We start from the raw sequence: 26201 nt of genomic DNA, 5'->3' as shown, positions 1-26201 counted from the left end.
TATGCATAGTTCAGTTCAACGAGGATTCCCTGTATTCAATGTAATATCGCATCTGATCTTGATTGGTTTTGCAGTGCTCTGTATATTTCCATTAATTCTTGTGATCTCAGTATCTTTATCCAGTGATGCGAACATTATGCAATATGGATATAGTCTTCTCCCCCAAAAAATCGACTTTACTGCTTACCGATTTATTTTTGCAAGTCCGGATCAGCTTCTGACTTCTTATGGCGTAACCATCTTTGTATGTATTGTGGGCACAATAATTAGTACTATCATAACCACAATGCTAGCCTACACCATGTCTCGAAAAGATTATGCATATGCGCAGAAAACGTCGTTTTATGTTTTCTTGACCATGTTGGTCAGCGGTGGATTAGTTCCTTGGTATATTATTATTTCCAAATTTTTGCACATGTCGGATACGATATTCGTATTATTCGTTCCTTATCTGGTCATTCCCATGTTTGTATTGATTATGAAAGGATATATGTCTGACATCTCTCCTGCAATTATCGAATCGTGCAAGCTGGATGGTGCCAGCGAATACCGTATATTTTTCAGCATCGTTGTTCCTATGACGATATCGGGTATTGTCACAGTGGCGCTATTTATTGTGCTCATGTACTGGAATGATTATTACTTAAGCCTAATGTTTATTCAGAACAGCAAATATGTTTCGCTTCAGTTCTTGTTATGGAGGATTATGTCCAATGCGGATTACCTTAGAAGCTCTGTAGCAGCCTCAATGGGTTTATTGAAAGGCGTCGTTATGCCGGATCAGTCAGCAAGAATGGCCATTTGCGTGCTGGCTGCTGGTCCCATGATGTTCATCTTCCCATTTATTAATAAATTTTTCATCAGAGGTATTTCCGTCGGTTCCGTAAAGGGATGAGACGCATTGTGATTGTAATACTGGAAACAGTATTCAATATATAAAAGTAAAAATCAGGAGGGTTCAACAATGAAAACCAGAAAATTGTCAAGAACGTCAGGTTTGCTTTTGGTTACAGTCTTGCTTGCATCAGCTGCGTTATCCGGTTGCGGTTCAAACACTCCCAAATCGGATTCTGCTTCACCGAACACTTCGACTCAAGCACCAACAACAGATACCAAAGCTCTGGCCCCCGTTAATTTAACATGGTACGTCGTAGGGACGCCTCAAAAAGATCAGCAAGTTGTTACAGATGCGATCAATAAAATTTTAAAAGAAAAAATCAATACGACCTTAACGATCAATACGATTGATTGGGGTGCGTACGATCAAAAAATGAATGTCATAATCTCTTCCGGGGAGCCGTACGACCTTGCCTTCACATCGTCCTGGGCAAACAACTATTCTCAAAACGTATCCAAAGGAGCCTTGCTTCCGCTGGATGATTTGCTTCCAAAATACGGTAAGCATATTTTGGAGCAAGTGCCGGAAAAATATTGGCCTGCCGCCAAGGTAAACGGAAAAACGTACGGCGTATTAAACTATCAGATTTATGCGATCGGCAGAGGTTTAAACATTAAAAAAGACTTTGCTGACAAATATGCCCTAGATACATCGAAAATTAAGAAGTATGCCGACATTACGCCTTTCCTGGATCAAGTGAAACAAGGCGATCCGGGCGTTACACCTTTTTTGGCAACTGGCAATATAACGAATATGTATGATTTGTTCGATAATGAAAAAGGCATGACGCTTGACCAAGTGCAAGGGAACAGTGTGAATCCGCTTGGCATTCATACCGCCGATAAATCGTTAAAGGTATTCGACTTGGTGGAAAGTCCGGAATTTATGGCACAAGCCAAAATGTTCAGAGATTGGTATCAAAAAGGTTATATTCGCAAGGATGCCGCTTCTTTAAAAGATGGGAAAGCGGAAGGAAAGACTGGTAAATATGGGGTAATGACAGGCGGATATGGTCCCGGAAGTGAAGCAGGCCAATCCACTGAACTCGGATATCCAATTGTTCAGGCAAAACCTGTACCTCAATTTGTTAATACAGGCGCTGTCATTGCCGCTATGACGGGTATTAATAAAAACAGTAAAAACCCGGAAAGAGCCATGATGCTGTTGGATCTATTGTTCTCGGATAAAGATCTTTATAATCTGTTTGTTTATGGAATTGAAGGCACTCACTATACCAAAGCAGATGCCAACACTGTTGAAGTTGCCAAAGACTCCGCATACAATCCGAACAATGCATGGGAATTCGGCAGCTGGTTCAATGCCTATGTGCAAAAAGGTCAACCTGCGGATACTTGGGAGCAAATGAAAAAGGCAAATAACGATTCCATAGCGTCGCCGCTTCTTGGCTTCCTGTACAACGCAGATGCCATGAAGAAAGAGAATGCACAGATCAATGCCATTATGAATGAGTATCTTCCAATTATCTATACAGGTACGCAGGATCCCGAAAAAACGATTCCGCAACTAATTACTAAACTGAAAGCAGCCGGTTTGGACGCGTTGACTACAGATGCTCAAAAGCAAATTGACGATTGGAAAGCCGCAAACGGTAAATAAAAAGTTAGAAGAATTCTAAAGAATTTTAATGAATTTTAATGAATCTGCGCTGATTGAAGGTTGAGGGGAATGGCCAGTTAATCGGGTCATTCCCTTCTTATAAAGCCTGTTTCACTGACTTGGAGGAACCATACATGAGCAAACTGAAAAAAGTTCACGTTATATTTAAAACTCATTTGGACATTGGTTTTACGGATATGGCGGAGAATGTAATCAATAAATATTTTAATGTATTTATTCCTCAAGCGATGCAATTAGCCAAACAGTTAAGGTCGGAAGGAGATTCTGACAAATTTGTCTGGACGACCGGCTCTTGGTTAATTCATGAATTTCTCAAACAAGCTTCCGAGGCTCAGAGAAAAGAGATGGAGGAGGCCATTGAAAACGGAAGCATCGCGTGGCATGGATTGCCTTTTACCACCCACACCGAACTCATGGACGCGGCTTTATTCGAATACGGCTTGTCGATTAGTAAAAAGTTGAATACCAGATATGGGAAAAACATCATTGCGGCGAAAATGACGGATGTCCCTGGGCATACGATCGCCATGATTCCATACTTGGCTAAATTCGGAATTCAATATTTGCATCTCGGCGTAAATCCTTCATCCACAATTCCGAGTGTTCCCACGCTCTTTATTTGGAAGGGGAAAGATGGATCGGAAATCATTGTGAATTATGCAAGCGACTATGGGAATGTTGTGGAAATTGACGGATTCGATGAAGCGATGGTATTTGCCCATACAGGTGACAATTCAGGGCCACCGTCAGCCGCCGATATTCGAGCGGAATTTGCGCGGCTTTCAGAACGATTCCCAGGTGCAACGATCCAAGCATCCACAATGGACGCCTTTGCCGAGAAAATAATCAGCATGAAAGACCGCTTTCCTGTCGTTTACGAGGAGATTGGAGATACCTGGATTCATGGCGTCGCTACAGATCCCGTGAAAGTTTCCCAGTACAGGGAATTGTTGAGACTCCGCGACAAGTGGGTACAGGAAGGCAAATTGGATCCGGATAGCAAGGAATATGATGAATTTTGCAGTCAGCTTATTCTGATTCCAGAGCATACATGGGGAATGGATGAAAAGAAATTTTTGACGGATTTCAAAAATTACTCGATTCGCGATTTCCATCGTGCAAGACAGGTTGATCATATTTCAAATGGAGCTATTCATGATAAATATCGGTATCTGGGACTTTTCGCCATGAATAATGAGTTTGGCGCTTCACCTGACTTGTTTGCGGCATCTGGCGTAGAGAAGAGTTTCAGTTACTTTGAAAGCTCATGGAAAGAGCAGCGGAATTATGTCCACAAAGCCGTTAGCGCTTTGTCTGAGGGCAAGCAGCAGGAAGCCGCGGAAGCGTTCCAGGCATTGGCGCCTGAACAAACTCAATTGCACAATGCGAAGGAACTTAACAATTCCAGTACGTATCAGCTCGGTTTGTTTCAGGTTGCGTTTGACAGTCAAGGAGCCATTTGCAAGCTAATCGACAGTCATGGCAAGATTTGGGCGGATGAGCATCATCGGTTAGGTTGTTATCAGTACGAAGCCTTCGGTCATGAGAATTACAATGCATGGTCCCAAAACTATTCCCAAAATTTGAGTGAAACCTATTTCTGGGCCGATGCGGATTTTGGGAAGCCTGGCATGGAATTTGCAGAGCCTCGGCCTGAACATAAGAGGTTCTCGCCCCATTTGATCAGCTTAAGAACTCAGACTCAAGAACACTACGACCACGTACAAGCGCAGCTTGTTATGCCTTCCGAATGCGTTCAGGCAAATGGAGCTCCGCGAGATCTTCAAATTGACTACAAATTTTATAAAAACCGTAAGCAAATCGACGTGGAAATAAGCTGGTTCAATAAGCAGGCTAACCGTTTACCGGAAGCAAGCTGGTTCTCATTTGGGCCCAACGTCGATAATCCGAATTTGTGGAAAATGGATAAGATGGGCCAACTGATTTCTCCGCTTGAGGTTGTAAAAAACGGAAACCGCAATCTGCATGCTGTCAATTCAGGCGTTTATTACCATGGAAGTGATGGCGAAGTTCGCTTGGAAACGTTGGATGCCCCTTTATTATCGCCTGGCGAGAAGAGGGTGTTGCAATTCGACAATAGTTTTGCTCCTTTGGATGGAGGCATGCACTTTAATTTGCACAATAATGTGTGGGGAACGAATTTTCCAATGTGGTTTGAAGACAATGCCAAATTCAGATTCTCCATTCATATAAGTTAAGAAGTACAAGGAGAGAAACCATGGCTGACATCAATAGAGTGAAGGAAAATTTTGATAAAGGATGGAAGTTCCATCAAGGGGATTTGCCCATCATGCATGCCGTTAAAGGTGGAATGACCGGAGGCTTAACCGATTGCGAGGATATCGAAGACGGCGAATGGCTAAAGATCGCGTACTTTGATGAAAGGGAAACCTCGCAGATTGATCTGGCAGCCTGGAAGGAGGTCGTCCTGCCTCATGATTGGTGTGTTGAGGGCGACTATGTGAATGATGGAGGCAAAGTCAAACACCACAAAAGTCATGGCTATCTGGCTGCGGGAGTCGGGTGTTACAGGAAAGTATTCGACATTCCACAAGAGCTTGAAGGCAAGAAAATTTCTCTGGAGTTTGACGGTGTGTTCCGTAACAGCACGGTCTGGGTGAACGGTCATTTGCTAGGCACCCACGCAAGCGGATACACAGAATTTACGTATGATATTTCGGATATCGCGCGTTACGGAAGCGAAGGGAAAAATGTTGTTTTTGTCAAAGTGGATGCGCGCGATTATGAAGGCTGGTGGTATGAGGGCGCCGGGATTTACCGTCATACGTGGTTAACCGTAACGGATCGGCTTCATGTAGACCGGTTCGGGACTTATGTGACGACGCCTGAGGTTAGCGAAGAGCAAGCGGGAATTGCCATCGTCACTGCCGTGAGAAATGAATATGATGCCGCGAAAGCTTGCAGGCTCGTAACGAAGGTATACGATAGTCATGGGAAAATAGTTGGCGAAAGCGCCAGTGCTATGGAAATTTCATTCCAGCAGCAAGGAGTTTTCGAGCACTTTGTACGCATAGCTAAACCGGCGCTCTGGTCGCCGGAGTCGCCTTCCTTATATTATGTCATGTCGGAAGTCTACCATGAAGAGCAGCTTATGGATACGTTCCGGACAAACTTCGGTATTCGATCAATCGAATTCAAAGCGGATGCAGGCTTTTTCCTGAATGGGAAGCATTATCCCATCAAAGGCACCTGCAATCATCAGGACTTTGCCGGCGTCGGTGTGGCGCTGCCTGATCAGCTCATTGCATACAAGCTCAGATTGCTTAAAGAGATGGGCTGCAACGCGTATCGAAGCGCTCATCATCCAGCAACGCCGGAGCTTCTGGATCTATGCGATCAGATGGGCATGCTAGTCGTGGATGAGAACAGGAAGCTGGATGTTTCACCTTCAGGGATTGAAGAATTGAAACATATGCTTTATCGGGGCCGCAATCACCCTTCAATCATCATTTGGAGTATGGAAAATGAGGAAATATTGGAAGGGACCATTATGGGAGCGCGAATGGTCAAAACCTTGGCTTCAATTACGCGCAGTATAGATCCGACTAGACCGACGCTAGCAGCTATGAATCATGGATGGAATGACGGCGGATACAGCGATGGCGTGGATATCGTAGGGTATAACTACGGTCAGCGTGAGGATCAGGATATTAGCGACCATGAAAAGTACCCTAACCGAATCATGCTGGGAAGTGAAAGCGCAAGCTGCACGGTAACCCGAGGCATTTATGAAAGAGACGACATTCAAGGATATTGTCCGGAATACGGCATTCATATTCCTGAGTGGAGCTGTTCGGTGGAGAAAGCATGGCGTGATGTAGTCGAAAATCCTTTCCTTTCAGGTGTGTTCATTTGGACAGGATTTGATTACAGGGGTGAGCCTACGCCTTATGAATGGCCAAACATCAACTCTCACTTTGGCGTGATGGATACGTGCGGCTTTCCGAAAGATAACTATTTCTATTTAAAGTCGGCATGGACCGAAGAGCCGATCGTGCATATCATGCCTCATTGGAACTGGCAGGGTAAAGAGGGTCAGATCATTGATGTATGGGTATATAGCAACTGCGAACGCGTAGAATTGTTTCTGAATGGAAAGAGCTTGGGCGAACAACAGATGCCGCGCGCTTCACATTTGGAATGGAAAGTGATCTATGCGCCGGGCGAACTCAAGGCCATCGGCAGGAACGGTTTTACGGAGGCAGCGCGTAAAGTTGTCGCAACAACGGATGAACCTTATGCGATAACATTGGTGCCTGATCGAACTCAAATTGCAGCCGATGGCAGCGACGTAGCCGTCTTCAGAGCGTTTGTCGTGGATGCTCTTGGAAGAGTGGTGCCTACAGCGGATAACGAATTGCATTTCACAGTGGAAGGGAAAGCGAACATCTTGGGCGTAGGCAACGGAAATCCAAGCAGTCACGAACCTGATAAAGCGAATCGAAGGAAAGCTTTCAACGGCAGTTGTCTGCTGATTATTCAATCCGTAGAAGAAGCCGGCGAAATCGCCGTAAAGGCAGCTTCCGACGGTCTCATGGCGTATAACTGCACAATTGCTTCAGTCTAATGTTTAATTGAAGCACTCTGGTTTCTTGAATTAGATAACGATTTCTCTAATTCAAGAAACTATTAACATACAATTTATGTAAGCGTTTCAATTTATTTGGCAGACAGACTCAATGAAAGGGGTGATACTGTGGTATAGATCAATTCATGAGCTATCCTACTTCGTTATGAGGAAGATATGAAAAATGTCGAGTGCTGGCACAGTCGCAGAAGGGGTTTACAAACAGACGCAATTAAATGGTATTACAAATGGGAGGTAGTATGATGAATGACAAAGGTAAGAGTAAATTAAAGGCAGTCTCTCTAACTCTTTCACTGGCACTCTTGTTGTCAAGTGCAAGTAGTTTGTTCCCTTTCAGTGGTAATAAAGTAATGGCAGCAAATGTAGATGATTGGCCTGAAGTCTCGGGGTTTCTTCAAAATATGACGGGAGTGTATACGGCTCCTTCCATTGTTCCGAATAGTGGTGATTTTACACCAGATGGCCCCATTATGGGGAACGGAGACATGAAAGTCGTACTTGTGGGAGATACGAATCAGCAAAAATTCAGTATCAGTGAAAGCGACATGTGGACAGACGGACCAAGCGGCATTCGGGCTATTACTACAGGGGGAATTACGATTGGGCCTGACAGTAACAAACCTGCCCCTTCCGCAACAGGCACTTTTAGGCAGGAGCAGGATATCTTAAACGCAAAGGTAACGGCTACTTCACAGTCTAATTTCAAAACGGTAACCTATGTTTCAGCAACTGAAAATACAATGGTAACCGAACTGTCGACGGATGGCACCGCTTCCATACCGATGTCGGTCGATATATGGGCAAAGGCGGACAATCAAGCAGCATTCCCCAGCACCGCCGGAATTGACAGTACGACCGGAATATTGTGGGCAACGAGGGCATCTAATGGGGGGGCAGGTGCAAGATGGACGACAAGAAATGCAATCGCTGCCACGATTCAAGGTGCGAGTGTTACGGAAACAACAGATAATCTTGGTAAGAGTACGGCAACCTTTACGCTAGTGCCGGGTACAACCGTCAAAATTTATACGGTGCTTAAAGGCGGTAAAAACGCCACAACCCATTTGGCGGATGCAAAAGCAAGAGCAGGACAGTTGAACGATTCCATTGTTGCAGGTCTTAAAACGGCGCACCTGGATTGGTGGAAGCAATTCTGGCTCAAGTCTTATGTAAGAACGTACGATGATCTTCTGGATAAGGCTTACTATGGCGCACTGTACCAATTTGGTTCCATCAATAGGGCCGGATTTACTCCTGCAGGTCAATACCCATTCTGCCTAAGTGACTTTCCCGGATGGCAAGGCGATTATCACTTGAATGCGGAATATTTGGGCCAGAACGAAGCTTTCTTCGTAGGTAATAGACCTGAGTTATCCGATGGCGTCTTCCAGCCCTTGCTCGATTACATGCCTCAAGGAAGGATTAATGCTCAGAGCCAAGGGAAACAAGGTATATTATATCAAGTCGGACTTGCCCCGTGGGGGACATTGTCGGATAATTTTTACGGAGGTCAGGTTTTAAATGCATCCTATTCTGGGGCTCTTCTCATTTGGAACTATTATTACAATCAGGATATCAATTGGTTGAGAACGCAAGGTTATCCTTATATTAAAGCTTTGGGCGATTTCTGGGTAAGTCACCTCGGAGCCAAGGTTGACGGTAAATATGTCGATTATGGCTCGACGAATGAACATAGTTATGGTAGAAATCCAATTCTGGATTTAGCGCTGATCAAGTTTGTCATGAAAGCTTTGTTGACCACTAGCCAAGATTTGGGCGTAGATGCGAATATGCGGGCAACCTGGCAAGATATTTATGATAATGTCAGCGATTATCCGACTGCAATTCAAAACGGAAAAAGAGTTTTTGTTGGCAATGAAGCAAAAACTTCTTTTCTCAATTATACGGATTTGGAATTAATTTATCCGGCAGAGCAAATTAGCATTTCATCGCCCCAATATTTAAAAGATATCGCGTTCAATTCATTGGATTTAGCGTACTATGATAGGCCTACTTACGGAACATATGCAAATAGGGTTGGCTATCCGATTGATAAAGCGGTATCTCATATTAAATCAGATATTCTTAACCATCCGCTTGAAAACTGGCACGGATTAAGGCAGAACAACACAATTGGGGGTCTCCATGGCAATGGCGAGTTTATGGAGTTCATCCATTCAGCCATGCTTCAGAGTCAGGAAGATTTTATTCGGATCTTCCCAAATTGGTACACGGATAAAGCGGCGAAATTCAAGAGGTTAAGAGCCAAAGGTGCATTCTTGGTCGATGCGGATGTTACTTCATTCGGCGTGATTCAGAATGTAAACATCGTGAGTGAAAAAGGCAAAACGGTTTCCGTGATGAATCCATGGCCGAGCCATCCGCTCCAGGTTACCAATAACGGTGTCCCGGTCGCTACCACAAATAACGGCGGAGGTCTGTATACGTTTAATACGAGCGCAGGTAATTCTTATGCTCTTACTCCGGGGCCGAGTAGTATTACTTTGAACCAAACGCAGGCAACTGTTGAGCAGAACCAAACTTTACAATTAACTGCACAGGTTATGCCTTCAGATGCTAATGAAGTTGTAACCTGGTCTTCCAGTAATCCTACTGTTGCGACGGTAGACGGTAATGGGCTTGTAACAGGAAAAACTGGTGGCACAGTCACGATTACCGCTGCAACGGTTGACGGAAAATTTGTTACATGTACGGTTACGATTCCTACGAATCTCATGAGCATACCATTGCCCGCAGCCGTTACAGCTTACGGAGCGGCGAAGACAGCGGCAGCTCTTGGATTGCCCGGTAAAGTATCCCTTGTAACCAATGCGGGAAATGTGGATGCCAGTGTGACTTGGGATGTAAGCAGCACAAGTTATGATCCAACAAAGGTAACAGAGCAGACCTTTACAGTAACAGGAACCGTAACCCTGCCTTCGGGAGTCTTTAATCCGAACAATGTACCATTGACAACAAGCATTAGCGTAACTGTAAACTCTGCTCAGGGAATACCTGGAAAAATAGAAGCGGAAAATTACATTAGTATGTCTGGCATTCAAACAGAGAACAGCTCGGAAGGGACAAAGGATGTAGGCTGGACTGATTCAGGAGACTGGATGGACTACGTTGTAAATGTTCAAAAATCGGGATTGTACAAAGTAGATTACAGGGTAGCAGTAAACTCTGGTACAGGCATCGTCAATTTATTAGTAGATAATGTTTCGAATAAAATAACATCGTTGCCGTCAACCGGTGGCTTCCAAACTTGGAAGACCGTATCCGACAAGGTTTACTTAAATGCCGGCAAGCATACCATAAGGCTGGCCATCAATACAGGCGGCTGGAACATTAACTGGTTTGAGTTATCTGAAGTGCCGCCATCGAATCTCATGAGCATCACAGCGCCGGCAGCCATCACAGGAGCGCCCATCGGAACGGCGAAGACAGCGGCAGCTCTTGGATTGCCGGTAAAAGTAGCTCTTGTAACCGATACGGGAAAAGTGGATGCCAGTGTGAATTGGGATTTAAATAGTGCAAGCTACGATCCAACTGCCATGACGGCGCAGACCTTCACCGTAACAGGAGAAGTAACTCTGCCTACTGGAGTCCTAAACCCGAATAGCGTTCCATTGACAACAAGCATCAACGTATCTACAAAGCCTGTCGAACTAGTAGCCCACTGGAAGCTCAATGAAGGCTCCGGTACAACCGCTGGAGATTCTTCAGGCAAAGGCAACACCGGAACTCTGGTTAACAACCCAACTTGGACCAATTCGGGCAAGTTCGGCGGAGCGCTTGCTTTCAGCGGTGGCTCAAGGGCCGAGATCAACCCTTCGGCAACTTTGAATCAAACGGGTGACGAGTCCGTGTCGTTGTGGTTCAAGACTTCTCAGCCTTCAACTGGCTACATGAACCTTTTCCGTCAAGATAAGCGTTTCACGGCCCTACAGTTAAAAGGCGGGGGTCAAGCTCAAGTGGCCTATTGGCCCAATGGTTCATCTAATCTTAAAATGCTATCGTTTCCATGGACCTACAGCGATAACAACTGGCATCATTATGTGGCTTCCTACGATCACGCATTGGGGCTGAAGGTCTATGTCGACGGTAAGGTAGTGGCAAGCGACGCAACGAATCTCGGACCGCTTCCGATTGTAACGAATAAAATCGTGTTGGGAGCCAATGAATCCAGCGGAGAAGCTTACACTGGACTGTTGGACGACGTTCGCGTATTTAGCGGTCCGTTGACTCAGGACCAAGTAACGCAATTGATGATTGCTGGAGTTGATCAACAACCGCCAACGACAACGGACAATGCGCCAAGCGGCTGGGTCAATCAAGATGTCACGGTAAACTTAAGCGCAAGCGATAACGGATCGGGTGTAGCCAATACCTACTACACGGTAGACGATGGAGCTAAGCAAACGGGAGCTTCCGTCGTATTGTCAGAAGAAGGTGTTCACAAGCTTGTATATTGGAGCGTAGACAAAGCAGGCAACGTGGAACAAGCGCATACGGTATCTGTTAGTATGGATAAGAAAGCTCCTGAAACAAAAGCAGCGATAACACCTGCCGAGCCGGATGGACTGAACGGATGGTACGTGCATCCGATTGCGGTAAGCCTGAACGCTGCGGACAATCTGTCGGACGTAGCGAAGACGGAGTATAGTCTGGATGGAGGGACTACGTGGAAGATTTACACATCGCCGTTAACCTTTGATCAAGACGGAACACATACGATAAACTTCCGCTCCACGGATAACGCCGGCAATCAAGAAGAAGGAAAATCGGTAAGCTTCAACCTGGATTCAGCCGCCCCTGTGGTCGAGGTGGCCGTACCGGGAGCCAACAGCATTTATCAAGATTCCGTGGATTTGACGCCTCAGATTGCATTGACGGATATCTTGTCGGGTGTGGACAGCAGCAAGACGACGGTGACGCTGGATACGTATTCTTACCAAATCGGAGCGGCGATCCCGCTTTATACGTTGCCGCTTGGGCAGCATACGCTTGATGTATCGTCCAGCGACTTGGCCGGCAACCAGGTAAGCAAGACCGTTCAGTTTACGACGATAGCCAGCATCGATACTTTAAAGGCATTGGTGACACGCTTTGCTAATAACAATGGGATCGATAATGCCGGTATTACCAATAGCCTGCAGGCGAAATTGGAGAAAAATAATCTGAACAGCTTTGTGAATGAAGTGAAGGCTCAAAGCGGGAAGCACATCTCAAGCGAAGCGGCTGAATATTTGCTGCGAGACGCTCAATATGTATTGACACAAAAGTAGAGTAATTCAAGTGTTTGAAACCAAGAGAATAAAGGCATGACACGAGGGGGGGAGATCAATTTTCTCCCCTTCATCCATTTTGTTACATTCCTGTCCTTGTTCATAATCACTATCATATTTTTTGCGGATGCCAGCACTTCATTTGCCCATACTCAAAGTATGGGTTACTCGGCGGTATAAGTTAAAGGAAACGTGATTGACTATGAACTTTTTTTGATGAAAGAGACATACTGAAACAATTTGATACCAACAAGGATAATCATCTGGAGAACGAAAAACTGCCCTCGCAGAAAGAAAGAATCGAATCGTTATTACAGAAAGATCTTCGTATCGATGTGAATTCGAAGCCCTTACCGATGGAATTACTTTCGATGAACGTAGCAGAAAAGGGTTCCACAAGAGGCGTAGTGTTCGATTCCGGAGGGAAACTGGAAGTATGTGTCATTAAATTCGATCAATACAATCATTTTGTTATGAAAAGCAATAAAGATCAAGAGTTATACAGGTTTGCGAAAATCAACAAGTGTATTATTCTTTGCATTTGAAAAAAAAGCTGGCTGAAGCGATGAATACTGGAAATATAAAGAATGCCGAGAAGACCATTATAAGTATGTTAGATGAGATCAAAGAGCACGGAAGAGATTTATGGCGAGCTTATCCGATTGCTTTCTCATGAAGTAGGAATGGTCAGACATTCAAATATAGAGAAGCATGCCATTCTTATAAAAACGGTCAAAGGAATCGTTGAGGAAAGTTATTCGGATCCTGGTTTAAGCTTGCAGCTTATAGCAGAAAATCTGAAAATGTCATCCGTATACCTGGGGAAAGAATATATTAACGGAGTCCGATTGGAGAAGGCAAGAGAGATGCTGGAGCATTCAAATTTCACCATCGTCCAGATCATTGAGAAGATCGGAATGGAAAATGAAAGTTATTTTTATAAACTATTTAAAAAGAAATATGGGTTAACACCGAAGGAATATGTTCTGAAGAAAACGATAATGAAATCTTAAAAGCTCACCGCTTATGTCCTTTATTGGGAATAAGCGGTGATTTTTTGTCTGTTGCGTGAGATATGCAACAAAAATTAAATTTTACATGTTTATTTTGTCGGATTATTTAAATTGGACAGTGTTTTTTCGCGTAAATTCATTCTATGATTCGATTAAAGAGCAAGTTCAAAAAGCGTCGAAATGGCACCAGCATGAATGGATAGCAAACCACCCAAAATAAAGAGAGAACTTAGCTAGAAGGAAATACGATCATCCAGGGAGTGAGTATATTTGAGACAATCACATTTTATCAAAACCTTCAAGAGAAACAAGCAACTATTTATTTTATCTTTTCCAGGTCTTGTGAAAGGAAACAAAATTCAAATTGCGAACACGCAAACAGGCAATGTTCCAAGCAAGAACGGGGATGTGACACTGGCAAAGCTGACATTTCAAGCAGTTAGTCAAGGATCGGCCGAAATTGCACTGGACAGCGTGAAACTGGTGAATTCGCAGTTAGCGTCTAATGTTATTTCTGGCAACAGTAAGGTTTCAGCTAATATAACCAACAAGAACCCGAATGATGTGTTAAATAGCAATGTATTTCATAGCGACATTGTTAGTGTCAAAGACTTGATTCAAACTATCCAGTCTAAGGTAGCGGAAGTTCTGACATCTAATTCGAAAATTGAACTGTCTGACATTAAAGGACACTGGGCCGAAAAGATGAGAGATTTGGCAAGCGCAAGCTCCTATGCAGTGAATCAAATCAAAGATGCGGCAGAAGCTGGCCTCATCAGCGGCAAGAACGATGGAATATTTGATCCGCATGGCAACACCACACGTTCGGAGGCGCTTATGGTCATTCTGAATGCATTGAACCTTAACCCTCAAATAAAAACATTATTGGATAGCTTGGACTAATCCTCACTTCATCATTAAGCAGATCTGTGACATTCGTACAGGTCTGCTTTCTATTATTATTTTAGTCCGAGAAGCTGAGAAGGGTCCTATAAGTGGAAAAAAAGAATGGGATGACTGGGTTGAAGCCAACCGTCACAATCAGCCTGCGCTGATGAATGACAAGAACGAAGTGCCTAAGTCGTTTCTGCATGCTCTTCGGCATGTTGTTTCCCTATCAAAGCGTTCTGACTCCTTTAATTCGGTTTCTCCAAGCGGAGCGACCATCAAGAAATAAAGTGGAAAAAGGAGGGCTAATCTATTGAAATTTTGCTTATTTGGCTGGCGATCCTCCGATCATTTTGGCGGATGAACCTACCGGGGCATTGGATTCGAAGACGGGTGCGGAGATCATGGATATTTTCAGGCGGCTGAATGAGCAGGGCAGGACGATTATTGTAATTACTCATGATCGGCAGGTTGCGGAGCAGGCCAAGCGGATTGTGAGGTTTCGGGATGGGAGATTGGTGCATTAAATTATATGTATCGTCTAACGAAGTTTTTGTTATAGGAGTATGTTACATTTACCGCCTATTCATATGGCGGTTTTTTTGCGCACTTCTTAGTGCAAGGCCAAGAGACAGTGAACAATCAGGAAGTATTGTGAAGACAATTTTACAAATCAAACCATGTGATGCAATCTAGAGGCGGAGTATAGATAAAAGACAAATGGACCTCCTTCATCAAAATAACATTAAATTTCTCACGCAAGCGCATTTATTCGGGTTTGTAAGATGATAACAAATTACAAATAGTTTCAGCTAAAATTACAAAGCGTTTTACCTGTAATGGATTATAATCTATTTATGCTTACAATAAACTTGTTTAGCTAAGGGGGGACAAACTCAGCCAGAGGCTTCTCTATGGAAAATGCAGCAAATTCATGTTGAGATTATTTTCAGGAAAAAGAAGGGTGGAAAAAAGTATGTTTAACATGCTTCAAATGAAAAAGATTTCAATTTCTACGTATCTGATTCTCACTGTATTTGCAGTTATTTTCACAATCGTTATTCAGACACCGAAGGCAAATGCTGCTTCTGCAAATTATACCCAAACCACGGAAACAATTGGTGGTGTTAATTATTCGGTCATCACCGTTACGTATTCCGGGGATGATGCGGGTCCTGCAGTTAATGAAGCTATTGCGGCCGCCAGAAATGCTACGAAACCAGTCATATTGGATTTTCCGACAGCGACATATAACTTCAAGGATTCGTCTGCCGTGGATGCTCAATATTATATTTCCAATGCATCGACTGCAACACAAACGCCAGGAGGGTGGAGAAAGGTCGGACTTTTGATTAATAACATCAACGACTTGACGATACGGGGAAACGATACGACGCTGATGTTCCACGGCGTGATGACGCCCATTGTATTTGACAATGCCGTAAATGTGAACATGAATAACATTAGCTTTGATTTCAAACGGCCGGTTATGTCCGAAATGACGGTGGCAGCAGTTGGCAGCAATTATATTGAAATGAATGTTCATCCGGATTCCTTGTATAAGATTGTAAATAATCGTCTTCAATGGACAGGTGAGGTTGACAGCACTGGCGCTGCTGCAGACAATTGGGTAGCGAGAGGGTACGCAAACGTCACTCAAGTGCAAGAATATGATCCAAATACCAAAAAGACGTGGAGAGCATCCAATCCCATTGCGAACGCTTCTAGCGCGCAGGATTTAGGAGACAGGAGAGTAAGATTTAATTACGCCACCGCCCCCAAAATAACCGTTGGACACGTCTATCAGCTTAGAAACGACGTTCGCAAAGAACAGGGTGCTTTTATTTACCGGAGTAAGAATGTAACCTGGACAGGGGTAAACTTCTACGCTGCTCCTGGACTAGGCATCGTAGGGCAGTATAGTGAAAACCTTACCTTTGATCAATTAAATTTCGCACCGAAAACGGGAAGTGGGCGGACAAACGCATCTATGGCCGATTTCATGCAAATTTCGGGTTGCAAAGGCCAAATAACGGTAAACAATTCCAACTTCTTCGGAGCACATGATGATCCGATCAATATTCACGGTACTCATCTACAAATTGTCGACAAACCGGCCTCCAACCAGATCAAGGTTAGATTTAAGCACTCGCAGAGCTGGGGATTTGATGCTTTTGCGGTTAATGACAGTATCGATTTTATAAAGGGTTCAACACTTCTATCCTCTGACAGCGCTATCGTAACCGGTGTGACTCGAGTAGATGACAATAATATCCTGCTTACCCTTGATAAAAATGTTCCAAGCTCGATAACCGTTAATGATTACTTTGTGGAAAATGCAACGTGGAACCCGAATGTCACAATTAGCAATTCAACTTTTGAATCCATTCCTACAAGAGGCATCCTGGTGACGACTCGCGGGAACGTTCTAATTGATCACAATAGATTCAACAGAATGGAAATGAGTGCGATCTTGATTGCCGATGATGCCAGCAGTTGGTATGAATCCGGTATGGTCAGGAACGTAACCATAAGCAATAATACATTCAATAACAATGGGAATTCTGTCATAGACATTTCGCCTAGCGCGCCTTCCACGAACCCTGATCAGACCGTGCACAGCAACATCAGTATTAGCGGTAATTCATTTTATAAGACGGGAGGAACCACCTCGATCTTTGCAGGAAGCGTCAACGGATTCAACTTTACCAATAACATCGCTCAGGAAGGGGGGGTTCAGATCAATGCAAAAGGTTCAAAAAATGTAACTATATCAGGAAATACGTTTGCACAGAGTGGGGTAACCAAAGGTATAACTTTGTCCTATATGTATACGAATACCGACAAAATTGACACGTCTCAAGGTTTTACGGTAACAAGAAACAACAATTATGTTCCTGTAGTTCCTAATCCTAACGACATCCCTCAATCACAAATGACAGCCACTGCAACCAGCCAACATAGCGGTAATGAGGCAAGCAAAGCGATTGACGGGGACAGTGGAACGATCTGGCATACTGAATGGTCTCCAATGGCCAATCTTCCTCAATCCATAACGATGAATCTTGGGGGGACCTACAGCATTACGAAATTAAGGTACCTGCCAAGGCAAAATGGTGAATCCAATGGTAATATTACGGATTACACGATTTCTACAAGCACGGATGGTGTAACGTTTACGGATGCAGTATCCGGAACGTGGGCGGATGATAAAGCGGAAAAGATCGCAACTTTTAATTCAGTATCAGCAACTTATGTGAAACTGACAGCTGCCCGTGGACATGGGGGCTTTGCTTCTGCTGCCGAATTGAATATTGAACGTGTGCCTCAAAACTTCCAAAATCTTTCTTTGAGTGCAAATGCAACTGCATCGAGTCAATATAATTCAGATTTTACGCCCAGCAAAGCGAAAGATGGAAACACCAGCACACAATGGTCGCCGCAGTCCGGAACCGGAGTAAATGAGTGGCTTCAAATGGACTTCGGAACAAATAAAACGATCAATCAAGTAACAATCAAGGAAAATTTAAACAGGACAGCCGGGTATAAAGTGCAATATTATAACGGATCAAGTTGGGTCGATATTGTAACTGGAACAACGATAAATTCGTCGGTCACACATTCTTTCGTAAATATTACTGCACTAAAAATAAGGCTTTATATCACTGCCACTCAAATAGATTCAAATGGTTGGGGAAGAGAACCGAACATAACAGAATTGATCATTAATGGACAGTCATTAGTTACATCGATCTCTGTACATGGCGAAGGCGGTGCAAATTCGCTCTCCGTGAATGGTACGCTGCAAATGCAGGCCAACGTCCTCCCTTCAGATGCAAACAGCAGAGTAACATGGAACGTCTTCGAGGCCGATGGTATCACAGCAACGGATAAAGCAACTATAAATGCCAATGGATTACTAACGGCAATAAAAGGAGGTACAGTAAAGGTAGTCGCAGCGGCCACTGACGGCAGTGGAGTAAAAGGATCCACATCAATTACGGTTGAATCCGACCTGATAGACGTCGCATTGGATAAAGCGAGTCTTGCTATCGGCTACGCGGAAGGTGACAGCGAAGTAGGTGTAACCAAAAACGTTAATTTGATAACGAGCGGTGCGAAAGGGACAATAATTACATGGAGCAGTGACGCTATATCTGTCATCGACGCGAACGGTACGGTAACCCGCCCGTTATCTTTCGAATCAGATGCGACTGTTAGGCTATTAGCAACGATCAAGAAAGGTACTGTTTCGGACACAAGGACGTTCGTACTTAACGTATTAAAGGGGGTTCCTCCTGTAACCACCGCAATGTTAAGTCCGGCTGCGCCTAGCGGCAAGAACAGCTGGTACACGACGGATGTGACCGTAAACTTATCTGTAAGCGCCAGTGTTTACGAAGGCTCTGTAACAACGGAATACCAAGTGAATGACGGTGAATGGGTCGTTTACACTGGCTCCATTCCAGCTTTCGGTGACGGAATTTATAAGCTCGGATACCGCAGCAAGGATATGGTAGGCAATGTAGAAGATCTCAAAACCGTCGAATTTAAAGTCGACAAGACAGCTCCAGCTCTTTCCGTCCAGTTAGATAAGACATCGATTTGGCCAGCGAATCATAAAATGGTTACGATCAATGCCACGCTGAATCCTAGTGATGCTACATCGGACGTTGAATCCGTGGTATTAACGTCCATAACGAGCAATCAACCAGATAGCGGCCAAAGCGACATTCAGGCCAATTTCGGCACAGCGGCCACTTCCTTTAGCTTACGTGCGGAGAAGTCGCGCATCTATACCATCACGTATACAGCTACCGATAAAGCTGGTAACAAAACGGTTGAATCTGTTACCGTCATAGTACCTCATGATCAATCCGACAATCAGGGATAACAAGTTGGTAACCAAGTTGAATGAATGATGAGAATCGTCAGTTTCCTATGAGAAAAATTTGTAGTTCACAAACAAAGAACACGGAACCCAATATGGGCTATCGTGTTCTTTTTGTTTTGGCTATTCGAAGACAGGCGCTGAGATCATGGATATTTTCAGGCGATTGAATGAGCAGGGGCGGACGATTATTGTGATTATGCATGATAGGCTCGACCTGCTCTCTTTTTATTTTTAAACCTGGCAAATAAGACAATAATACAAATGAGTAAAGCATTTGCTCCATTCCGGGTCCATCTGAAATAGTAGATAATATAACTATTCAATCAATTTAATAGGAGGCAACCCGTGGAGAAGATCAATACACTTACTCATCCTGCAAAAAAGAAGTTTCGCCATGGCTATTCATTAGAGAGACGCGAAAAGCAAGTGGGTTTCATATTCGCAATCCCTAGTATCATCGGATTTTTCCTGTTTGTTTTGTTACCGATACTAGGAATTTTTTTCTTGAGCTTCTATAAAGTAGACCTAATGTCAGGGGATTTTTCGTTTGAGGGGTTGAAATATTATAGCAAAATGATTTATGAAGAAGATTTTTGGAAATCAGTTCAAAATACAGGCATTTATTTGGTGATTTATGTCCCATTGACCCTTGTACTTGGACTTGCAATAGCTTTAATCCTTAATGCCAAACTCTATATGAGAGGTTTGGTCCGAACATTTTTCATTATTCCTTATATCACCACTTATGTAGCAACATTAGTCGTTTGGAATGTGTTCTTGCACCCAACGCAAGGACCTTTAAATAGTTTACTTATGAGCTTGGGTGTCTCTACACCTCCGCAATACATGGTGGATACACATTGGGCATTGCCTGTTCTTGCTATCATCGGAGCATGGAAAGACGTTGGTTATCATTGCATTTTATTTCTAGCCGCATTGCAAGCAGTATCAACCGACTACTATGAATCTTCTTCGATTGATGGGGCCAATCTCATGCAAAGATTCCGACATATCACGCTACCATTAATCTCGCCAACTACCTTTTTTCTTCTACTGATCACAATTATCGGTGGGCTTCAAGCTTTCTATCAAATGGCTTTAATGACTAAAGGTGGACCTGCATTCAGCTCAACCACACTTACCTATTATATTTATCGTTCCGCTTTTGAATTTTCTGATTTCTCCTATGCATCTGCAATCGGTGTGTTCCTTTTCTTGATAACCTTATTGTTAATTTGGATCAATTGGATTGCACAAAAGAAATGGGTATTTTATCAATAACATAAATGGGAGGAGGATAACTGTGGAAAATGGATTTAATGTTGGGCAAGGTATAAGATCACTTATATTTATCATAATCGGACTAATCTTTATCACGCCGCTTCTTTGGATGGTATCGACTTCTTTTAAATTTGAAAGCCAAGTTTTTGAAAAGCCATTTGTCTTCTTCCATTGGGGACAATTGAATTTCGAGAATTACAGAAACATTTGGCTCAACACGCCTTTTTTAACTTGGTTATACAATTCTATATTTGTTGTCGTCTTCTCAGTTGTATTTCGTTTAATTATTGCTGCATTTGGTGGATATTCATTTGGCTTTTTAAAATTCAAGTATTCTGGATCCATATTTTTCCTGTTCTTAATGACATTATTTGTACCGTATCAGCTTACCTTATTACCACAGTTTATTGCATTTCGTTTTGTTCATTTATTGGATACAAGGTGGGCATTAATCATCCCAAATATTTTGGATATTTTATCCATTTTCATGATGAGACAATTTTTTTTAAGTTTTCCTCGTGAATTAATTAGTGCTGCTTACATGGAGGGTAGCGGAATTACATGGTCTTTTTGGAAAGTAGCACTACCTTTAGCTAAAGTTCCATTGATTACGCTAGGCATACTCAGTTTTTTTATGATCTGGGATCAGTTTTATCAGCCCCTGATTTTTTTGAAATCTAAAGATCTTTATACAATACCAATGGGCTTACAAAGTTTTCAAACTCAATTTGGTAAAGACTATGCACAACAAATGGCGCTGGCATGCCTTGCTATTGTACCTGTATTAACTGTATTTTTGATTCTACAAAAACAATTTATCGAGAGTGTGACTTCTTCAGGAATAAAAGGATAAAAGAACAGACAATTCTACAAATGAGCCAAGCGTTTATTCCATTCAATATCGAATTCATTTCACTCTATAATTAAATTGTACAAAAATAAAATAAATAAAGGGGAACAACACAAATGATCAAAAAATTGTCCGTTATCGCAGCGTCCTGTATGCTGGTTTTCATGGCAGCAGGCTGCAGTTCCAAAGGCAGTTCGCCAAGCAATACAAGTGCTGTTGATACTAAGAATACAGATGCAAGCTCAAAGGCCAGCGTGACACTTGAGGTATTAAATATTTCTGAGTATATGGATACACCTGAGTTTAAAGCTTTTATCGATCGTTTTCACAAAAAGTACCCGAATATTAAGATTGATCCGATCTCAGTCCCCCATGAACAATATATTAATAAACGTAATGTCATGCTGGCTAGCGGCTCTGTCGTTGATTTAATCTGGGGCAATGGTGTAGATCAGTTTGATGCGATTAATAAGGGATTTCTCATGTCAATTGATGAAGCAGCCAAAGAAGCTGGCGTAGATATGAGTAAAGATTTCGGTAATTTCAAACCGGATAAAGATGGGAAATATTATCGTTTTCCTATTCAACAAAATAACTGGATGCTTTTTTATAATAAAAAAGTATTCGATGATGCTAAAGTTCCATACCCTGATCCTAAAGTGCCAATGACTTGGGACGAATACGCCGTCACCGCTCAGAAACTAACGAACAATGAAAGTGGAAAAAACAAAGTATACGGTATGTTTTATAACAATTGGGGCATGTACTACTATGGTTTCGGCAGTCAATTAACTGACGGCAAGTTCTATACCTCAGATGGATTGAGCAATATTAATGCACCGGAATTCAAACGCAGCTTAGAATGGATGAATGATGTTATCAATGTGAAGAAAGCAGCAATGCCAGTAGCGGAATATATCTCCAACAATACAGATTTCTTATCCTACTGGAACGGTAATTACGGAATGGTTGTTGGTGCCCAATGGTATGCACAGTTAGCTGCGACGAAAAAAGATAAATTCCCGCGTGAATGGAAAGCTGGAATTGCACCAATGCCGGTGCCTAAAGAAATGGCTGGCAAGCATATGAACTGGTCAAGCATCGATTCTTTGGCGGTTCCCAAAAATTCAAAGCATGCCAAAGAAGCGTTGATATTCGCTAAGGAGTACGTCGCGGATTACACCTTGAGTACGGGAACGCTTCCAATGTATAATAAGATCGATGCGAACAAGTACTTCCAAGATCTAGCTGACAAGTTAAAAGATGACGGAATCACTGTGGAACAAATCAAATATTTGTTTGGCGGTGATCCTGAAGTGATTAATGTCGCAGAAAAGCCGGTTTTTGGCGCCCCATCTGAATATGAAGCAACCTTCTTGGATCAACTTACACAATATTACACTGGAAAAGTATCGGTGGATGATACTTTGAAAAATATTAAGCAAAAAGTCGACAAAGTGATTCAAGATCAAAAAAATAAATAAGTAACTTTCTATGCCCGTCTGATTAGAGGCGGGCATAGAACTTTTATAAGGAGAAGAAGCATGATGTTGTGGGGTCACAAACGGTATTCAGGTCCTAAATCGGTTCAGCGCAGATTAATTTTTTTGCTAGTGGCCGTTTTCATTCCCTTATCGTTGGTACTCTTTTTTGTTTATCGATTTACCGAGCAAACTTTGGTGAGCAAGGTGAACGAGGTTAATCAATTCAGGATGGAACAAACATCTTCTCGTGTTCAAGATTTATTTCAAAGAATATTTATGGCTACAAATCTATTTATTAACGATAGGCAATTTTTAGGTTCACTTGACGTGAAGGATCCTTACGATATTGAGAAAAATAAAATTTATTTAGAAGCGATAGAAAGGCTGCAATATGCTTTCTTTCTCAATGAAAAATACGCGGTCATTCTACGTGACAACAACGGCAATATTTATCAATCGGATACATCTCGGCTGGGATTAAGAAAGGAACAATTGCAGGAACGGGTTCTAACAATCATGGACTGGGAAGAAGCTGATATTTTTTATAGTTTCAAATGGTCTATGATAGACTGTCCTCAAATAAATGGAGATTCCGCAAGCTTTATTGTATTCACACGCTGGCTGTTCAACCCCGGAACTGCTACAAAAAAGGGGATGATCTCAATCGTTATCCCTATTTCATATATACAAAATATTCTAAAAAACGATGGGGGACATTATGTAATTGAAAATGAAAATCACGAAAGTTTGTTTTCAACTCAAATAGATGGTGATCAAACAGTAGAGAAAATATCGAAAAGCACGAGTACTCACAGCATGAAGCAGCTAAATCCAACGAATTGGTACTTATATCAATTGGAAAGTACGGATTTTTTAAACAACCAGTTGAAATTGTTTAGTTTTGTTGTGTTTATGACGATTGTAGTGATATTAATTATTTATTTTGGAATTATGGCAGTGGTACTTCAGACAACTAGAAAAATATTTAATCAAATACGATCCTTATCCAAGCAATTAACATCGAATTCACCCAATTTAACGATATCCATTCAATCCGATTACCAAATCGTTGAATTATCAGAAATACTTCGCCAATTGGTCCATAATCTGACGACCTCTCGTAAAAACTTTGAACTGGCTTCTACTGAAAAAAGGAAATTGGAAATGCAAATGCTTCAGCAACAAATGAATCCGCATTTTTTATTAAATACATTAAGTACAATTCGATTTATTGCCGACTCCACCTCACAGCAAAGGATAAGTTCATTAATACTATCTCTTTCTTTTCTTTTAAGACAGCAATTATATAGGGAAAATTCTCATTGGACGATGAAAGAAGAGAAAGAGTATTTACTTAGGTATATCGAGATACAAAATGCTAGATTTGGTGACGAATATAAAGTCGATATTCATTTTCAAGAGGAGACTATGGAAAAGGTTGTATTACGTATGCTTATACAGCCACTCTTAGAAAATTGTTTTGAACATGCTTTTGCTGGTAAACCAACCGGATGGATTCAAATATTCGCACAATTTAAAGAGGGTGGAATGGAGATAACCGTTCAAGATAATGGAGACGGATTTATAAATAAGGAGACACAAAAATCGAGGAAATCCATTGGGTTAGCGAATGTAAAAGATCGTTTGTTGCTTCACTATGGGGGATCCGCCTATATTGATATTCAGAGTTCCCCATCTATAGGGACTTGCATTCGGGTATTTATTCCAGATGAAACGAGCTGACGCTTGGATGAAGCTTTTGATAGTAGAAGATGAGGCGCCTGTCCGTAAACACATAAAGTGGATGTTGGAGGACAGTGGTATTGAGATATGGGAATCGGAAAATGGTAGAGATGCATTAGATGTATTAAAGAATAACGCAATGGACATTATGCTGACAGATATTCGCATGCCTATCGTGGATGGTATAGAGTTGATACAACAGTGTAAGATTCTCTATCCCCGGTTATGGTCAATTGTAATAAGCAACTATGCAGAATTTGACCTTGCTCAGATGGCATTGCGTTATGGGGCGAAAAATTATTTGCTTAAAGCAACCATCAATAAGGAAAGCCTGGTCTCCGAATTAAATCAGGCTTACGAAGATTCGCGAAATCAAGGTTCGGACAAAGGACGTTTGGACTCAAATGAACAGTTAATGGTTCAAAACTCATTATTTTATGAATGGCAGCATCAGCGTATTAATTCGGCAGAATTGATAAAGAGGTCATTGAAATTAAATGTCCAAGTCTTCCAGTTCGAGGAACCCCAGTCGATGTTTACACTGCTTGAAGTGGACCGATTTTCTGAATGGTGTGAAGCAAAATTTAACAAAAAGACAGATCTTGCCATATACGCTTTTATGAATGTAGCCGTAGAAGTCATTAAACAATTTCATCCTAAAAATGAATTATTTCATTTAGAAAACGCTAGATTTATACTTCTGGATTTCGGTGAAAGCAATAGGGAGAAGCACACCGAGAAAATGGAAGAAGTTCAGCTTGCGTTGCAGCAATTTTTAAAACTGGAATCTTCATTAATAACGGGATATGATTTCACGACGTTAGATTCATTATTTGAGATGGTCCGTCATTCGATCAACGATACGAGACATTTATTTTACTGCACGCCAGCGTGCCTCATTTCACCAAATGAGTGCGAATCTACAAGCAAAGATATAGATTTGTATTCTTTTTTTCAAAACATGGAGATGGAAAACGATAACAACTACACTGCAATTTCAAATTTGCCGATGTGGATCGAGTCCTTTTTTGATTTGATCCGTTATTTAAAGCGTCCGCCTAGTACGGTTAAAGAAGATTTAAAATTCCTAATCACTTTTATCGAGAAAAAGGGATTTGCTGTCCCGGAGGATCTGAAATCGGAAATAAGCCACAAACAAGCCTTTCGGTTAACTGATTATAAATCCATATTTGAACGATGGCTAAATGAATATCATTATTTGGGCACACATCGGATAGAAATTGTCAAAGCATTGAACTATATCCATGAACAATACCGAAACAAATTCACTTTGGATGATGTCAGTAATCACGTTAACATAAGTCGATCTCATTTCTCTAAACTATTTAAAGAGCATCAGGGCGTATCCGTTATTGAATATGTGGAAGGGGTTCGCATGAAACAAGCAAGGGTGCTTTTACGGACAACTCCACTCGCCATTAGTGAAATTGCCGATAGAATCGGTGTTCAAGATATATTTTATTTCAGTAAACTATACAAGAGATATTACAAAGTTAATCCAAGTAAAGACCGGAGTATGGTGTAAAGTCAGTTCGACAGTTCTCAAATTCGCCGAATAATGGGAAAGATT

The 26201-nt window shown here is 42.2% G+C and carries 13 protein-coding genes and 1 pseudogene; all 14 read left to right on the top strand.

Annotated elements, in window-relative coordinates:
• The first annotated feature begins 1 nt into the window (after position 1).
• The 14 genes and pseudogenes from AC58UU_RS18670 to AC58UU_RS18605 all read left to right on the top strand — a co-directional run bounded on the left by AC58UU_RS18670 (position 2) and on the right by AC58UU_RS18605 (position 26156).
• Positions 2 to 895: a carbohydrate ABC transporter permease gene (locus tag AC58UU_RS18670; protein ID WP_464651282.1), complete on the top strand. Its 894-nt coding sequence runs from the start codon at positions 2 to 4 to the stop codon at positions 893 to 895.
• Between the two features lie 69 nt (positions 896 to 964).
• Entirely contained in the window at positions 965 to 2515 is a 1551-nt protein-coding gene (locus AC58UU_RS18665) for an ABC transporter substrate-binding protein (RefSeq protein ID WP_497318138.1), read from the top strand.
• Between the two features lie 134 nt (positions 2516 to 2649).
• Positions 2650 to 4755 (top strand): DUF5054 domain-containing protein, encoded by a 2106-nt coding sequence (locus AC58UU_RS18660; protein ID WP_497318136.1) that lies wholly within the window; start codon positions 2650 to 2652, stop codon positions 4753 to 4755.
• A 20-nt stretch (positions 4756 to 4775) separates the two neighbouring features.
• On the top strand, positions 4776 to 7145 hold the full coding sequence (galA, locus tag AC58UU_RS18655; RefSeq protein ID WP_497318135.1) for a beta-galactosidase GalA: 2370 nt from the start codon (positions 4776 to 4778) through the stop codon (positions 7143 to 7145).
• 260 nt (positions 7146 to 7405) lie between these two features.
• Positions 7406 to 12457 carry an OmpL47-type beta-barrel domain-containing protein gene (locus AC58UU_RS18650; RefSeq protein ID WP_497318133.1) on the top strand — a complete coding sequence of 1684 codons (5052 nt, stop codon included), beginning with the start codon at positions 7406 to 7408 and terminating at the stop codon, positions 12455 to 12457.
• A gap of 617 nt (positions 12458 to 13074) precedes the next feature.
• Positions 13075 to 13470, top strand: coding sequence for a helix-turn-helix transcriptional regulator (locus tag AC58UU_RS18645; RefSeq protein WP_497318131.1), 396 nt, complete (start codon positions 13075 to 13077; stop codon positions 13468 to 13470).
• 342 nt (positions 13471 to 13812) lie between these two features.
• Positions 13813 to 14373, top strand: coding sequence for an S-layer homology domain-containing protein (locus AC58UU_RS18640; protein ID WP_497318129.1), 561 nt, complete (start codon positions 13813 to 13815; stop codon positions 14371 to 14373).
• Between the two features lie 314 nt (positions 14374 to 14687).
• Positions 14688 to 14885, top strand: a pseudogene (locus AC58UU_RS18635) (macrolide ABC transporter ATP-binding protein); the annotation flags it as partial.
• A gap of 467 nt (positions 14886 to 15352) precedes the next feature.
• Positions 15353 to 19252, top strand: a complete 3900-nt coding sequence (locus AC58UU_RS18630; protein ID WP_497318127.1) for a discoidin domain-containing protein — start codon at positions 15353 to 15355, stop codon at positions 19250 to 19252.
• 345 nt (positions 19253 to 19597) lie between these two features.
• Positions 19598 to 20533, top strand: coding sequence for a carbohydrate ABC transporter permease (locus tag AC58UU_RS18625; RefSeq protein ID WP_497318125.1), 936 nt, complete (start codon positions 19598 to 19600; stop codon positions 20531 to 20533).
• Between the two features lie 22 nt (positions 20534 to 20555).
• The gene (locus AC58UU_RS18620) at positions 20556 to 21386 is read left to right on the top strand and encodes a carbohydrate ABC transporter permease (protein ID WP_497318123.1); all 831 of its coding nucleotides are present in this window, start codon (positions 20556 to 20558) and stop codon (positions 21384 to 21386) included.
• Between the two features lie 113 nt (positions 21387 to 21499).
• Complete coding sequence (locus AC58UU_RS18615; RefSeq protein WP_497318121.1) at positions 21500 to 22867, top strand: ABC transporter substrate-binding protein; 1368 nt, start codon at positions 21500 to 21502, stop codon at positions 22865 to 22867.
• Between the two features lie 60 nt (positions 22868 to 22927).
• The gene (locus AC58UU_RS18610) at positions 22928 to 24610 is read left to right on the top strand and encodes a sensor histidine kinase (protein ID WP_497318118.1); all 1683 of its coding nucleotides are present in this window, start codon (positions 22928 to 22930) and stop codon (positions 24608 to 24610) included.
• Positions 24611 to 24617: 7 nt separating this feature from the next.
• A complete protein-coding gene (locus AC58UU_RS18605; RefSeq protein ID WP_497318116.1) occupies positions 24618 to 26156 on the top strand; it encodes a response regulator transcription factor in 1539 nt (512 codons plus the stop codon).
• The last annotated feature ends 45 nt before the right edge of the window (positions 26157 to 26201 follow it).

The sequence above is a fragment of the Paenibacillus sp. JT22N1 genome, assembly GCF_059692155.1.
The sequence above is the reverse complement of the archived record's forward strand: the minus strand, read 5'-3'. Positions and strand labels throughout refer to the sequence as shown.